Origin of the sequence: Pseudoalteromonas sp. CR1 (assembly GCF_019392235.1) — a bacterium.
Classification (GTDB): Bacteria; Pseudomonadota; Gammaproteobacteria; order Enterobacterales; family Alteromonadaceae; genus Pseudoalteromonas.
Genome location: NZ_JAHXRM010000020.1, coordinates 14,764 through 29,770 on the forward strand (window position 1 = coordinate 14,764; position 15,007 = coordinate 29,770).

The window sequence follows — 15,007 nt, forward strand, 5'->3', positions numbered from 1 at the left end:
GGTTAACTCTTCTGTTTGGCTAGCTCTTCATTAATATACAAACGTACTTGCGCCTCTAAAACTGATAAAGGAACAGAGCCATGGCGTAATACCTGATGGTGAAACTCCCTAATATCGAAATTTTGCCCAAGTGCTTGCTCAGCTTCTTTACGTAAATGTTTAATTGTGAGCTCACCAATTTTGTACGACAGCGCTTGGCCAGGCCAAGTTATATAGCGATCGGTTTCGGTTTTCACATTGTGTAACGACAACGCCGTATTTTCGCTCATAAACTGCATAGCACGCTCTCTACTCCAGCCATACATATGCATACCAGTATCAACCACTAAGCGAGCCGCTCGCCACATTTCGTAAGTTAAACGGCCAAATCGGCTATATGGGCTTTGGTAAAAACCGGCTTCAATGCCTAAATACTCAGAGTAAAGCCCCCAGCCTTCACCAAATGCCGATAAATACGCATCTCGACGATAGCTTGGCAGGGTTTCTAGCTCTGCATTCAATGATATTTGTAGATGATGGCCAGGTACTGCCTCGTGTAAAGTCAACGCTTCTAATACATACAGTGGGCGCTTATCAAGTGCGTACGTGTTTACCCAATAATACCCTGCCTCATCATCCCTATTTGACCCAGAGTATCGACCCGTTGTGTATTTAGGTGCGATGCTCGCAGGTACAGGCGCAACACCATATGGTTTACGGGGTAGCGTATGAAACAGCTTTGGTAGTTGCGCGTCCATTTTTTTAGCTATGTATGCTGCTTCTTTAAGTAGTTGATCTGGTGTAGTTGCATAAAATTGTGGATCGGTTCGTAAAAAGTGGATGAACTCTGCAAATGTTCCCTCAAATTCTACTTCTTTTATAATTGCTTCCATTTCGCCGCGAATGCGGGCTACTTCCTGCAAACCAAGAGCATGTATCTCTTTAGGGATCATTTCGGTAGTGGTGTAATATTTTGCTCTATTTTTATAAAACGACTCGCCGTTTGACGTATTTGAAATCCCTATGGTAGTTCGCGCACCGGGGCGGTATTCCTGTGTAAAAAAAGCTAAATAATTTTTATACGATTTAATTACTTTATCTTTAATTACCAACTGAGCCTGTTGTTGAAGCGATTTAAATTCACTCTCTGACAAAGCTGCTCTATTTTTTAAAAAAGGTTTGTAAAACTCAGATGTTGTAACATCATCAACTATATAAGCCAATATTGACTCTTCGTACCCTTCAAGCACCGCTTTAGGTTGCGTAAGGCCTGTTTGAAGACCTTTTTTCATCCAATAAATGTTTTGTTCAAAAAAGCGAGGAACCTGAGCCAAACGCGCTAAATAAGTTTGATAATCTTGCAGTGTTTTGTATTGGCTACTGTTTACAATATACGATAAGCCAGAATGAAAACCGTACTCAGAAGTTAACGGCATGTAATGAGTATTAAATACATATTCGTCAACACTGTTTTGTACCTGCGCCCGAATAATGTTGAAGTTTATTTGGTTTTCAGCATTTAATTTATTTGTATTAATTGCATCTAACTCACCCAAAAATTGAATTTTTTTATTGTATTGTTGAGCTAAAAACTCGGGCGATAAATTAGCCAACAAATAACCATTAACGCCCTCAGTGTTAGCATAAGGACTCGTAGTTTGTCGGTAATCTACAATACTGTTAGCTATCGCTGTAAATTGACTATCGACGTTATGGTTTGTGGTTTGACAGGCACTTAAAGTACATAAAAACGTCATGCTGATGAGCGTATTGCGTATTGGCTTGAGTAATAAATGATTCGTCATAATAAAGTTTAGTCAGATAATGAATTTCACAAAACTATCGCAGACTCAGTAAATAGCAAGTAAATGAGATAAGCATCGTTGCTGAGAGTGCCTTTTAGGTTTAAAACTTACTTGATAAAAGAGCTCTTTAAACTCTAAACACTGCTTATAGTACGTATCTTATTTTTATACTAAAAACACAACTGTAAGGTGAGTGTCTAAATAAAAATCAGCCCTAAAAGTACCGTTTAAAATATTTATTAAACGATAAATCATATTAAATGAGTTAAAAACAAGCCTAATTGATGAGAAAAGCAGCTATTAAGCGACTAAAGTAAAATTTAAGTTCCCTTGGCCCTATTTTTGCTTTTTAATAGCAGTTATAACGATTACTGTAGTAAAAAAATAATAAAAAAGCTCGGACGCACAATCGACTCATGGAATGAAATTATAAATTAAGCATTGATGCGTACTTAGTTGGTATTAAATAATGATGTTCCATGATTCCATGGCTATTGCTCAAGAGAAAATGACTCAAGTGTGTTTGTTCTTAGAACGTTATGCATTGCCGCCAACGCCCCTGAATTTTCAAGTTGTATACACCTATGTTAGCCAAGCAAATCTAAAATTAAATAAAACATTAGATCGCGCTATTTCTACCGATGAAAACATTGATGGTGTATTAATAGAGCAGCTTTACTTTGAGTTTTTAAACGTCGGACACAATACGCAAGTGTCGATGATTCAAAACGTAGACGGTGTTATTACCTCATTATCTAACAATGCACAAAATACAGAAAAGCAAATCAGTCGCTTTGCTGATCAAGTGAGTGAATGTGTTCATTCGCTTGACGAAAATAATATAGAACAAAGCCGCCAAGCACTTAATAAACTTGATAAGCAAACTGCTGAGTTACTCGCCCAGCATAAAAAGTTTAAGCAAGAGCTAGCTAGAGCTAAAAAACTACATGAAAGAACACAAAAACAACTTTCCCAACTTCGAAAACAACACATTATAGACAGTCAAACCGGTTTATTTAAACGTCATTATTTGACCCAGCAAACTGAACTTTGGACAAACCAATCCAAGTCAATTTGTGCCATTGCCATTCAAATAGATAACTTAGCCCATTTTGTGGATAACTTTGGCGATGTTATTGGTGAAGTCATTTTAAATAAAGTGGCTAAACAAGTTCAAAAGTATGTGATGCAAAGTGGTTTACCAGGGCGTACTGCTAAAGATCAGTTCACTGTTTTACTAGCGGACATTGACCCTGAGACAGCAATTCTCATTGCTGAAAAAGTCCGTAAGGGCGTTGAAAAGCTGCGTTTTGTAAGTTCAAAAAGTGGTGCAAAACTGCCTAGTATTAATTTATCATTAGGTATTGCCCAGCATCAGCAAAAAGAAGACTTTAACCAACTGGCTAAAAAAGCGTCTCATGCGGCATTTAAAGCCCGATCACTTGGTCAAAGCAGTTTTACCGCCGGCCAATAAAACACCTGATAAATCATATTCAAATTGCACCTTCGGTGCACAATAAAGTACACTAGTACTTATTGCCACGATAGAGATTAATCATGAACGAAACCCCTGAAAAGACCACGCACTTTGGCTACAAAACCGTTGCTGAAAATGAAAAAGCATCAATGGTTGCAGACGTATTCCACTCTGTTGCGGCTAAGTACGATGTAATGAATGATTTAATGTCTTTTGGTGTACACCGTTTATGGAAACGTCAAACTATAGCCAGTTCTGGCGTTCGTAAAGGCCATCATGTACTCGATTTAGCAGGTGGTACAGGCGATTTAACGGCAAAATTTAGTCAACTAGTCGGTGAAACTGGCCAAGTGGTTTTGGGCGATATAAATTCATCTATGCTCAAAGTAGGGCGTGAAAAGCTTCATAACTTGGGCCTTGTAGGCAATATTGACTACGTGCAAATGAATGCTGAAATGCTGCCATTTCCAGATAATAGCTTTGATGTGATCACCATTGCCTTCGGTTTACGTAATGTAACCGACAAAGACAAAGCACTGCGCTCAATGTATCGCATACTAAAGCCAGGTGGTCGTTTATTAGTATTAGAATTTTCTAAGCCAAAACATGAAGCACTTAGCAAGGCATATGACTTTTACTCGTTCAATTTACTGCCAACAATGGGCAAGCTAGTTGCTAACGACAGTGAGTCTTATCAATATTTAGCAGAGTCGATTCGTATGCACCCAGACCAAGATACGCTTAAAGCAATGATGAATGAAGCTGGATTTGAACAAACAACGTATCAAAACTTAACAGGCGGAATTGTTGCCCTTCACCGTGGTTTTAAATATTAAGGCACAGAGTCATGGCGCTTGATCAAGCAACTGAAAAAACCAGTGATGATACAAATATATCATCCTTTTTGATGCTACCCAACTTTGTACTTTCGCTTGTTGAGCGCATTTTAAACCAAGCACTTAAACTCGACCCTAACGTTGCCCACAAGCTAACTACAGTAAAACAAAAGCGTTTACTTGTTAAAGTTAGAGACTGGCAACAAACCATACAACTTGTTTTTGCTGACGAAAAATTACACCTTTATACCGCAGACAACAGCGATTATAGCGATTGCATGATCAGCGCTGATATCGACACGCTTGTTGCACTTAAAAACCCGGCCATACTTACACAGTTAATTCGCCAAGATAAACTTGATTTACAAGGTGATTTGAATATAGCTCAAGCATATAGCGGTGCATTTTCGGAAATAGACATAGATTGGCCTGAGCAACTATCAGCGTATATCGGCGATGCTCCAGCTCAACAACTTTACATGCATTTAATGTCGCTAAAGCATCAAGGAAGTAAAGTAACAGCAAAACTAAGCTCTACACTTACAAGCTTATTTCAAGACGAATTAGCAGTCACTATTCACCCTTTAGAACTTGCACAATTTAAACAACAAAATAGAGAACTAAAAGGCCAAGTTGCCGCTATAGAGCAGCGTATAAACACTTTATTAAACGCTATAACACGCTAAGGACTTTTTGTGTCTTCTTCACGATTGTATTACATCACTAAAACATTACTTAGCTATGGTTTAGACGAATTAGTACCTAAAAATAAAGCGCCTTGGTTTGCAAAAATTGCCAGAGGGTGCTTATTTTGGTTACGAAATCAGCATAAAGAAAAACCTGCCGGGCTGCGCTTACGTTTAGCATTACAAGAACTGGGCCCTGTATGGATTAAATTTGGTCAAATGTTGTCAACACGTCGCGATCTACTTCCTCACGATATCGCGCAAGAGCTTGCCTTTTTACAAGACCAAGTTCAGCCTTTTGAAGGCGAACTAGCACAAAAAATTATAGAAAATGCACTTGAGATTAATGATATTAGCGAGCTATTTAGTGAATTTTCACAAACGCCATTAGCATCCGCCTCAATCGCACAAGTGCATACTGCAACGCTTATTGACGACAATAATATTGAACAAGATGTAGTTATTAAAGTAATTCGCCCAAACATCCATGAACAAATAAATGCCGACTTAGCATTAATGGAAAAGCTCGCTCAAGTACTTGCCAATGTACATAACGAATCAAAACGTTTGCGCCCCGTAGAAGTAGTAAAAGAGTATAAAAAAACACTGCTTGATGAATTAGACCTAATGCGTGAAGGCGCCAATGGCATTCAATTAAAACGTAATTTTGATGATTCTGATGCGCTTTACATCCCCACTGTTTATAGCGATTACAGCCGAAGCAACGTGTTAGTCATGGAGCGCATTTACGGTATACCCGTGTCAGACACCGAGTCGTTAATAGCGCAAAATACAAACATGAAATTGCTTGCAGAACGCGGTGTAGAAGTTTTTTTTACGCAAGTATTCAGAGATAGTTTTTTTCATGCTGACATGCACCCAGGTAATATTTTCGTATCTCGCGAGCACCCCGAGAACCCTAAATATATTGGTATAGATTGCGGCATTGTTGGCACCCTAAGTAAAGAAGATAAACGCTATTTAGCAGAAAACTTTATCGCCTTTTTTAATCGCGATTATCGTCAAGTTGCACAACTGCATGTTGATTCTGGTTGGGTCCCTGAAGATACCAGTATAGAAGAATTTGAGTTTGCTATTAGAACGGTGTGTGAGCCTATTTTTAATAAGCCCCTTGCTGAAATATCATTTGGTCATGTGCTGGTAAATTTATTTAACACTGCGCGTCGCTTTAATATGCAGGTGCAACCACAGTTGGTATTACTACAAAAAACTTTACTGTATGTAGAAGGGCTGGGAAGGCAACTTTATCCTCAGCTTGATCTATGGAAAACTGCTAAACCCTTTTTAGAACAGTGGGTAAAGGAACAAGTAGGTCCACTGTCTGTGTTGAAACAAATGTATGCAAACTTACCGTTTTGGGCAGAAAAAATGCCTGAGCTTCCGGATTTGATTTATCAAAACCTAAAGCGCCCCGCACGAAAACAAGTGCCTACACAACCAATATCTCATAAACCTTTAGTGCTTAGTTTGTTGGGGAGTGCTACTTTGGTGGTGTCAGCATTGTGTTATTTACAGCATGATTTCATTGCTGTAGCTCTTACAATAACCTGTTCTATCGCATGTTTTATTGCTGCTTGGCGACACACATAAACAAAGTGCTATTTGCAGTTTAGAGCGTATAATTAGTATTTAAAATATACATTTAATCTTTTTATTAATTGGAGAAAACCATGGGATTGGGCGGCATTAGTATTTGGCAATTATTGATTGTTTTGGCAATCATTGTACTTCTTTTTGGTACTAAAAAATTACGCGGCATGGGTGGTGACTTAGGCGGAGCTGTAAAAGGGTTTAAAAAAGCAATGTCGGATGAAAAACCAACTGAAACAGAGACACCTGAACAAATTCAAAAATCGCAAAATACCGCAGCCACAGACACAGAAAAAACCAAAGATAGTGATAAGGTTTAATTAACATGGGCATGTGGGAGCTAGTTGTTGTTTTTATTGTAGGCTTAGTTGTACTAGGGCCTGAGCGTTTACCCGTAGCAATAAGAACAGTTAGTCGCTGGATCAAAACGGTAAAATCTCTGGCTAACTCTGTTAAAGCTGAGGTCAGTGAAGAGCTGCGCGTACACGAACTCCACGAAAATCTAAAAAAAGCTGAACAGCAGAACCTGCAAGATTTAAGCCCTGAGTTGCAGAGCTCTTTAAGTGAGCTAAAGCAAGCTGCAGAATCGGTAACCCACAGCTATAAAAAACAGCCAAAAGAATCAAAACCTGAACAAATTATTGATGAAAAAAAGTGAATTTAATTTACCTTTATGTGGTCCACTTATTAAATGGTATGAAGAATAATGGCTGAAGAAGTAAAATCGGGATTTGTAGCTCATTTAATAGAGCTACGAGACAGACTTATAAAGTCACTGTTGAGTATATTAGTTATTTTTATTGCAATTGTGTATTTTGCAAATGATATCTATACGTTTGTTGCGCAGCCGTTAGTGTCTCATTTACCAAGCACTGCAACCATGATTGCAACCGATGTAACTGCTCCCTTTTTCGCCCCATTTAAACTGACATTATTTGTCGCTTTATTTGCCTCTATACCCTGGATATTGCATCAAATTTGGGGGTTTATAGCTCCGGGGTTATACCAACACGAAAAGAAAATGCTGATGCCAATTCTTGCTTCAAGCATTTTACTATTTTATGGCGGTATCGCATTTTGCTATTTTGTAGTGCTACCCATTATTTTAGGCTTTTTTACCAATACAGGTCCTGAAATGTTGACTCTCGCGCCAGATATAAGTAGTTACTTAGGATTTGTATTAAAACTATTTTTTGCGTTTGGTGTGGCATTTGAAATCCCGGTTGCGATTATGCTGTTATGCTGGAGTGGGGCAACCACAACTACGAGTTTAAAAGAAAAGCGCCCCTACATTGTGGTGGGCGTTTTTGTAGTGGCGATGTTTTTAACACCGCCCGACGTTTTATCACAAACACTTTTAGCCTTCCCTATGCTACTTTTGTTTGAATTAGGTTTAATTTTAGCGAAATTTTACACCGCTAAACCACAAGAAGAAGTTGAGGAATAAAATGAAAAAACAAATACTCTCACTACTGGTTATATTAAGCGCACCTGCATTTTCTGCGCAGTCAGACATTAATACACAAGCACTGAAAGCATGTAGCTTTATCGAAAATGATTTTAACCGTCTATTATGTTACGACAATACAATGGCAGGAAAACCACTTACAAAACCAACAGTGACTCAAAAGCTTACTGCCCCAAGCACTTCAACAAGTACTCCTGCTGTAGCGGTGGTTGATGCGCCAAAAGATGACTTTGGCCTAGAACATAAACAAGATAAAAAAAATAAAGAAAGTGAAATTAAAGCAACGATAACATCAGTTGAAAAAGCCCTTTATGGTGAACTCATTATTACATTAAATAATAACCAAAAATGGCGTCAAATTGGTTCTGATAGCATACGCTTAAAAGCGTCTGATGCTGTAACCATTACCCGCGGGGTATTTAATTCATTTTTACTTAGTAAAGATGGTCAAAACCGTTCTATTCGCGTTAAACGAACCAAGTAATGTCTTACAGACTGGTTGATGCTGGCGTTAACTTAACAAACCACCAGTTTGATGATGAGCATCTGGATGTCATCACCCGCGCTAAAAGCGCGGGTGTTGAAAAAATGCTGCTTATTGGTTGCGACCTTTCATCGAGTGAACAATCTTCAGCGTTAGCTAAAACCTATCAACTTTTTTCGACCGCTGGTATTCATCCACACGATGCCAAAACAGCAACTCACTCACTAGAGAGCCAGTTAACATTGCTTGCCAATCAGCCTCAGGTCATTGCGATTGGTGAATGCGGGCTTGATTATAATCGTGATTTTTCCCCTCGAGATATTCAACGCAGCGTATTTAGGCGCCAACTTGCGCTAGCCGAACAGTTAAATTTACCGGTTTATTTGCATGAACGTGATGCGAGTCATGACATGATCAATATTCTTAGCGAGTTTAATGTACGTGGCATACTCCACTGCTTTACAGGGGATGAAAACGCATTAAAGCGCTATTTAGCATTAGGCTTATACATTGGTATCACTGGGTGGGTTTGTGATGAAAGGCGCGGACAAGCACTGCAATCTTTAATCCCAAGTATTCCCTTAAATCGCCTACTTATTGAAACTGACGCGCCTTTTTTAATTCCACGAACAGTTAAACCTAAACCGAAGTCTCGCAAAAACGAGCCTTCATTGCTGCCCTATATTTGCCAAACAATTGCTGAACTTTACCAACTTGAGCCTCATGTTATTGCTAAGCAAACAACAGATAACTTTTATACTGTTTTTGGTTTAGAAGCTCGTTAATGAACAGTTTAAAGGCTGCTATTTACCTGTTTATACTGTTTTATACTTTTTCAGGTGTTGCTTCTACGGTAACAATAAACTCTGATTTTTCGTCCTACTCTGTTAAAAATATCACGTATTCTTTTGAGCCTTCATCAGTAGAGGCGGCTTTAAAACTTGAGCCTAAAAAATGGCATTCGGTTAATCAAAAACTTTTAAACTTTGGCCTAGAAAGTCGCCCTGTTTGGATCTCATTTGAAATAAATAACACGTTAAATAGTCGCTTTAGTCCATTAGTTTTAATAGACAATCCATTTTTAAATGAAGTTCAGCTTTTTCACTTAAATAATGCACAGATATTGTCAGAAATTAGGCTGGGTGATTCATTCTCACTTAATGAACGTCCCATAAAAAGTGAGTTTTTGTTAGCTAAACTGACGCTTCCAGCAAGCTCCACAACTCGGGTTATTCTTAAGGTGAGCAATCCATCAGGTTTACGTATTCCGATTAGTTTATGGCAACAAGATATTTATTTAACTAAAAAAGAAGGCTTCAACTTAGTTTATGGATTAATGGTCGGCTTTTTGGCAGCACTAGCATTAAGCTGTTTATTTTTGTATGGATTTTCTCGTAAGCGTTATTTTGCACTAGCGGGAGCGATTACTTTTACGCTAGGCCTTTTTTTAGCGTATTTAGGCGGGTTTGGCTTTCGTTATTTACACCCGAGTATTCCTGCAATTCAACAAGTAATAATGCCAATATTACTTATTTTAATCGCGTTGTTGTTTTTCCCTTTACAGCTACAAATGTGCAAGCTAAACACTTGCAAAATAGCACGTGTGCAAAAGTTAATAACAAAATTGCTCGCGGTATCTCTATTATTTATTTGGCTACTTCCTGACTGGTTAATCACTGCATATTGCCTAATAATAACCCCTATTGTTTTGAGTTTGTATCTTTTAACAACCTACTTATCTACTCGCGCCCACCCTTCAAAATCTAAAAATGCCTTATTACTAGCTTTGGGCTTTTTTAATGCAGTAGCGGTTTATTTTGTTATAACCGTAATGGGGTGGTACACCTTCGAAACAATGGGTTTGATCATTATATCTGTATTCTTTTTTGGTTGTACCTTTTGCTTATGTTACGCGGTTATGAAGCAATTCATAACTGAACGAGATGAGCAGATAATCGAACAACAAACCTTGATAGCAGAGAATACGGCGCAAGATACACTCTTAAAAGAGCGGCTCGCATTGCAAGAAGAAGCGCAATACGAGCTTGAATCGCAAGTAGACGAACGCACATTTGAACTACAAGTAACACTTAGAGAGCTTGAAGAAAAAAACAGAGAACTTGAACAACTGAATACAGAAGATGCGTTAACAGGCGCTAAAAACCGTCGATTTTTTGATAAGAAGTTAGTAATGGAGCTTCGTCGTTCACGCAGAGAGCAAACACCGCTAAGTATTATTATGATTGATATTGATCACTTTAAAGCAATCAACGATACCTACGGACACTTAAGTGGCGATAACGTGATTAAAGCGACTGCTGGCATTATTAAACACTTTTTAAAACGCCCACTGGATGAAGTCGCTCGCTATGGCGGCGAGGAGTTTGTAATTTTACTACCAAACACCGCAAACCAAGGCGCCTTTGATATAGCAGAGCAAATACGATTAGATATTTATCAAAACCCAGTTATTGTTGCGGGTGCTGAAATTAAATTTACCATTAGTGCTGGTGTTTATACCTTTATTGCTGATGATATAAACACCCCTGAATTATTTACTGAACGCGCAGATAAAGCACTTTATAGCGCTAAACAACATGGCCGTAATAAAGTTGTCAATTTTGAAAACCTACAATAGGAGCATAGCAATATGGCCCAATCTGGACTAGATCTTTTCCCCTACACACGTATGCGCAGAATGCGTCGCGATGATTTTTCTCGTCGTCTAATGGCCGAAAATCAACTTACTGTTAACGACCTCATTTTTCCTGTTTTTGTGCTGGAAGGTAAAAACCGCCGTGAATCCATTGAATCAATGCCCGGTATTGAGCGCTTATCTATTGATCAGCTTTTATTAGAAGCGCAAGAACTTACCGATTTGGGCGTTCCGGCCATTGCTATTTTTCCGGTAACACCTGCAGATAAAAAATCACTCCATGCCGAAGAAGCCTATAATGACGATGGTTTAGTACAGCGGACTGTTCGCGCTTTAAAAGAAGCCTTCCCAGAGCTGGGGGTTATTACTGATGGTGCATTAGACCCTTTCACTACACATGGGCAAGACGGTATTATTGACGATACAGGCTATGTAATAAACGATGTAACTACTGAAATATTAGTTAAACAAGCCCTGTCACATGCAAACGCTGGGGCTGATGTTATTGCCCCCTCAGACATGATGGATGGCCGAATAGCGGCTATTCGTGAAGCACTCGAAGCAGACGGGTTTATACACACTCGCATTTTAGCGTACTCGGCTAAATATGCATCTAGCTATTACGGCCCTTTCAGAGACGCAATTGGCTCAGCAGGTAACTTAAAAGGTGCCGATAAGAAAAACTACCAAATGGATCCTGCTAACTCTGATGAGGCAATTAGAGAAGTCGCACTTGATTTGCAAGAAGGTGCCGACATGGTGATGGTTAAACCCGGCATGCCCTACCTGGATATAGTACGTCGCGTAAAAGATGAATTTGGTGTACCTACTTTCGCATATCAGGTCAGCGGAGAATATGCAATGCACAAAGCCGCCATTGATAACGGTTGGCTAAGTGAAGAGGCCACAATTATGGAGTCTTTACTTGCTTTTAAGCGCGCAGGAGCTGACGGAATATTAACCTACTTTGCCAAACAAGCCGCGCAATACCTCACTAAAAAGTAAGTAATTGATAAAAAGGCGGTTAAACCGCCTTTTTGTTTACATTCATTAACATAATTGTATTATTTTTGTCATTTAGATTCTCTAAACTGGTGTCCCATTTTGGGATTTAAATACACGGGAATAATAAAAAATGTTAAAAACAAAAATAACGCCACTGGCGCTTGTACTAGCAGGTCTTAGTGCACCAGCGTCCGCCAACTTAATCATATCTGAGTATGTTGAAGGCAGCGGCTATAATAAAGCGATAGAGCTATATAACACATCATCATCAGACATCTCTCTAGGTGATTATACATTACAGCGCTACTCTAATGGTTCTAGCACTGTTTCTACTGAATTAACGTTAAGTGGTACTCTCGCTGCTAATAGCACTTATGTTATTGTTAATGCTGACTCAAGAGCTGATGCAGGCCTTATTTCAAAAGCAGATTTATCTGACTCAGTTGTAAACTTTAATGGTGATGATGCTCTAGTTTTAATGCAAGGCACAACTGTTGTTGACAGCTTCGGCCAGCGAGGTGTAGATCCTGGCTCATCTTGGTCAGAGGGTGGTGTAGAAACCGCAAACAAAACGTTAAGACGTAAAGATGGAATAGTAACTGGTCGTGTCACTCCAGATGCAAGCTTTAACCCTAGCGAAGAATGGACCCAGTTCGATCAGAATGAATTTACTGGCCTAGGTTCTCACGCGGGTAATGGTGGCGGAACAGATCCTGAACCTGATCCAATTGAGCCAATCGTATGTGCTGCTGATAAAACGCTAATTAGCGCTATTCAAGGCGAAGGTAACGAAAGCCCGCTAGTAGATACATTAGTAGAATTAGAAGGTATCGTTACTGCCGACTTCCAAGGCGATGATGAACTTAAAGGCTTCTTTGTAACTTCACTTGCCGCTGATGAGGATACAAATCCACTAACTTCTGAGGGTGTATTTGTTTACTTTGCAGATACCGATGTAAACGTTGGCGATCACGTACGTGTTCAGGGTACAGTTGATGAGTACTTCGATTCAACGCAAATTTCTGATGTTGTTCAAGTTGCTGTATGTGCAACGGGTCAATCAGTAAGCGCTACTAAAATTTCTTTACCTTTAGCAAGCCAAGATGATTTAGAGGCCTTTGAAGGCATGCTAGTTACCTTAGACCAAGAGTTAGTTGTGACAAATAACTTTGGTTTAGGCCGTTACGGTGAAGTTGAGCTGGCAACTGAACGTTTATACCAAGGCACCCAAATTGCTATGCCTGGCGATGCAGCTAACGCTGTTGAAGTAGAAAACTTAACTAAAAAAATCTTAGTTGATGACGGTTCAACAACTCAAAACTCAGATCCTACTGCTTACCCGACTCCTGGTTTATCAGCAGAAAATACATTACGTACGGGCGATAGTGTAAACAGCGTAACAGGTGCATTAGCGTACAGCTTTAGCACATACCGTATTCACCCAACAGTTGCACCGCAGTTTATCGCAACTAACCCACGTGAGAACGCACCTGAATTACACCCTGATGCAGACCTGCGTGTTGCAAGCTTTAACGTTCTAAATTACTTCAATGGTGACGGCCAAGGCGCTGGCTTCCCAACTAGCCGTGGTGCTGACTCACTTGAAGAGTTGGTTCGCCAAGAAGCTAAGTTAGTAAGTGCAATTAGCGCAATGCAGGCTGACGTTGTTGGTTTAATGGAAATTGAAAACGATGGCTTTGGTGAGTTTAGTGCTATTGCAAGTTTAGTAAACGCATTGAATGATGCTGACAGTGCAAACGAATATGCTTTTGTAGACTTTAATGTTAACCAAGTAGGTACTGACGCAATTACAACTGCACTTATTTACCGCGCAAATAAAGTTGAAGAAGTAGGTACTGCTGCTATTACAACTGCAGCACCATTTGATTTCAGCAACCGCACACCTATCGCACAAAGCTTTAAATCGTTAGAGTCGCAAGAAGTATTTACTGTTGCAGTCGCCCATTTAAAATCAAAAGGCGGTTGTGGTAGTGCAAGTGGCGCTAATGAAGATCAAAACGATGGGCAAGCATGTTGGAATGAAATCCGTACAGAAGGTGCAAGCGCATTTGCTGATTGGTTAGATAGTAAACCAACAGGTGTAGACGACGAAGATATTATCTTAGTGGGTGATATGAACGCCTACGCGATGGAAGATCCAATTCGCAAATTTGACGAAAAAGGTTACAAAAATGTTGTGGCTGAGCTTGATGGTAACACACTAGCTTACTCTTACAGCTTCTCTGGCCGTGCTGGTAGTCTTGACCACGCTGTAGCTACAGAGTCTTTACTTAGCAAAGTCGTGGCAGCTAAAGATTGGCACATCAATGCCGACGAGCCTATCGTACTTGATTACAATGTAGAGTTTAAGAGCGAAGGTCACCAGTCAACGCTTTACTCAGAAAGTGCATACCGCGCGTCTGATCATGATCCAGTGATTGTTGATATCAAATCTGAAATTGTACTTACACCAGAAGAGCAAACCCCTGTTGTTGCTCCAGATCAAGTTTTCTCTATTGATGAAAACAGTGCTGTAGGTACCGTAATTGGTATGCTTGATTACGCAGATCCGAATCCTGAAGATTCACCTGTTGTTAAATTCATCATATCTGAGAACGATAGTGTCTCAATCAATGATCAAGGTCAGCTAATTGTTGCTGGTGAAATTGATTATGAATTTGAAAACCGAATCACGTTTACTGTACAAGTAGAAGATAGTGTTGGTAACGTATCAAAAGCTGAAAAAGCTGCTGTAAAAGTAAACAACTTACGTTCAGATGATGATAACGATGCAGGCTCTTTACTTTGGTTGTCTCTTCTTTTAGCACCACTTTCTATTGTGCGTCGCTTTAAAAAGAAATAAGTAACATAAAGTAATTAACAAAAAGCCGCTCTTGCGGCTTTTTTTATTCCTCTGTAAAAATAATTCAGACAAGCTTCAGCTATCCTCCCTTAATATCTTTTGTGTTAGGTAAACATATTTAATTTTTTATTGAATAC

At 39.4% G+C, this 15,007-nt stretch carries 13 protein-coding genes; 12 read left to right on the forward strand and 1 reads right to left on the reverse strand.

Annotated features, from left to right (window positions below; translation table 11 throughout):
- Positions 1–2 precede the first annotated feature (2 nt).
- A complete protein-coding gene (locus KZZ04_RS15820; RefSeq protein WP_219423145.1) occupies positions 3–1,784 on the reverse strand; it encodes a DUF885 family protein in 1,782 nt (593 codons plus the stop codon).
- Between the two features lie 487 nt (positions 1,785–2,271).
- Here KZZ04_RS15820 and KZZ04_RS15825 point away from each other — a divergent pair, with 487 nt between their 5' ends.
- The 12 genes from KZZ04_RS15825 (at position 2,272) to KZZ04_RS15880 (ending at position 14,870) form a co-directional block, all read left to right on the forward strand.
- Positions 2,272–3,258: a GGDEF domain-containing protein gene (locus KZZ04_RS15825; protein ID WP_058404719.1), complete on the forward strand. Its 987-nt coding sequence runs from the start codon at positions 2,272–2,274 to the stop codon at positions 3,256–3,258.
- Between the two features lie 83 nt (positions 3,259–3,341).
- Positions 3,342–4,097 (forward strand): bifunctional demethylmenaquinone methyltransferase/2-methoxy-6-polyprenyl-1,4-benzoquinol methylase UbiE, encoded by a 756-nt coding sequence (gene ubiE, locus KZZ04_RS15830; RefSeq protein WP_058404694.1) that lies wholly within the window; start codon positions 3,342–3,344, stop codon positions 4,095–4,097.
- 11 nt (positions 4,098–4,108) lie between these two features.
- Positions 4,109–4,783 (forward strand): SCP2 domain-containing protein, encoded by a 675-nt coding sequence (locus KZZ04_RS15835; RefSeq protein ID WP_219423146.1) that lies wholly within the window; start codon positions 4,109–4,111, stop codon positions 4,781–4,783.
- A gap of 9 nt (positions 4,784–4,792) precedes the next feature.
- Positions 4,793–6,394, forward strand: a complete 1,602-nt coding sequence (ubiB, locus tag KZZ04_RS15840) for a ubiquinone biosynthesis regulatory protein kinase UbiB (protein ID WP_219423147.1) — start codon at positions 4,793–4,795, stop codon at positions 6,392–6,394.
- A gap of 80 nt (positions 6,395–6,474) precedes the next feature.
- Positions 6,475–6,714 (forward strand): Sec-independent protein translocase subunit TatA, encoded by a 240-nt coding sequence (gene tatA / locus KZZ04_RS15845; RefSeq protein ID WP_058552747.1) that lies wholly within the window; start codon positions 6,475–6,477, stop codon positions 6,712–6,714.
- Between the two features lie 5 nt (positions 6,715–6,719).
- Positions 6,720–7,052: a Sec-independent protein translocase protein TatB gene (gene tatB, locus KZZ04_RS15850; protein WP_058404698.1), complete on the forward strand. Its 333-nt coding sequence runs from the start codon at positions 6,720–6,722 to the stop codon at positions 7,050–7,052.
- A gap of 48 nt (positions 7,053–7,100) precedes the next feature.
- A complete protein-coding gene (gene tatC / locus KZZ04_RS15855) occupies positions 7,101–7,841 on the forward strand; it encodes a twin-arginine translocase subunit TatC (RefSeq protein ID WP_219423148.1) in 741 nt (246 codons plus the stop codon).
- Position 7,842: 1 nt separating this feature from the next.
- Positions 7,843–8,346: a hypothetical protein gene (locus KZZ04_RS15860; protein WP_058404699.1), complete on the forward strand. Its 504-nt coding sequence runs from the start codon at positions 7,843–7,845 to the stop codon at positions 8,344–8,346.
- Positions 8,346–9,131 carry a TatD family hydrolase gene (locus tag KZZ04_RS15865; protein WP_219423149.1) on the forward strand — a complete coding sequence of 262 codons (786 nt, stop codon included), beginning with the start codon at positions 8,346–8,348 and terminating at the stop codon, positions 9,129–9,131. Before KZZ04_RS15860 ends, KZZ04_RS15865 begins: the two co-directional genes overlap by 1 nt.
- Entirely contained in the window at positions 9,131–10,984 is a 1,854-nt protein-coding gene (locus KZZ04_RS15870; protein WP_219423150.1) for a diguanylate cyclase, read from the forward strand. The genes KZZ04_RS15865 and KZZ04_RS15870 overlap by 1 nt, the downstream gene beginning before the upstream one ends.
- Positions 10,985–10,996: 12 nt before the next feature.
- Complete coding sequence (gene hemB / locus KZZ04_RS15875; RefSeq protein WP_219423151.1) at positions 10,997–12,007, forward strand: porphobilinogen synthase; 1,011 nt, start codon at positions 10,997–10,999, stop codon at positions 12,005–12,007.
- A gap of 130 nt (positions 12,008–12,137) precedes the next feature.
- Positions 12,138–14,870 carry an ExeM/NucH family extracellular endonuclease gene (locus KZZ04_RS15880; RefSeq protein WP_219423152.1) on the forward strand — a complete coding sequence of 911 codons (2,733 nt, stop codon included), beginning with the start codon at positions 12,138–12,140 and terminating at the stop codon, positions 14,868–14,870.
- Positions 14,871–15,007: the final 137 nt, after the last annotated feature.

Coding starts and splice junctions, on each gene's coding strand:
- tatB (WP_058404698.1), top strand. CDS start 6,720: ATGGGCATGTGGGAGCTAGTTGTTGTTTTTATTGTAGGCTTAGTTGTA.
- KZZ04_RS15870 (WP_219423150.1), top strand. CDS start 9,131: ATGAACAGTTTAAAGGCTGCTATTTACCTGTTTATACTGTTTTATACT.
- KZZ04_RS15820 (WP_219423145.1), bottom strand. CDS start 1,784: ATGACGAATCATTTATTACTCAAGCCAATACGCAATACGCTCATCAGC.
- tatC (WP_219423148.1), top strand. CDS start 7,101: ATGGCTGAAGAAGTAAAATCGGGATTTGTAGCTCATTTAATAGAGCTA.
- KZZ04_RS15860 (WP_058404699.1), top strand. CDS start 7,843: ATGAAAAAACAAATACTCTCACTACTGGTTATATTAAGCGCACCTGCA.
- tatA (WP_058552747.1), top strand. CDS start 6,475: ATGGGATTGGGCGGCATTAGTATTTGGCAATTATTGATTGTTTTGGCA.
- hemB (WP_219423151.1), top strand. CDS start 10,997: ATGGCCCAATCTGGACTAGATCTTTTCCCCTACACACGTATGCGCAGA.
- ubiE (WP_058404694.1), top strand. CDS start 3,342: ATGAACGAAACCCCTGAAAAGACCACGCACTTTGGCTACAAAACCGTT.
- KZZ04_RS15865 (WP_219423149.1), top strand. CDS start 8,346: ATGTCTTACAGACTGGTTGATGCTGGCGTTAACTTAACAAACCACCAG.
- KZZ04_RS15835 (WP_219423146.1), top strand. CDS start 4,109: ATGGCGCTTGATCAAGCAACTGAAAAAACCAGTGATGATACAAATATA.
- KZZ04_RS15880 (WP_219423152.1), top strand. CDS start 12,138: ATGTTAAAAACAAAAATAACGCCACTGGCGCTTGTACTAGCAGGTCTT.
- KZZ04_RS15825 (WP_058404719.1), top strand. CDS start 2,272: ATGGCTATTGCTCAAGAGAAAATGACTCAAGTGTGTTTGTTCTTAGAA.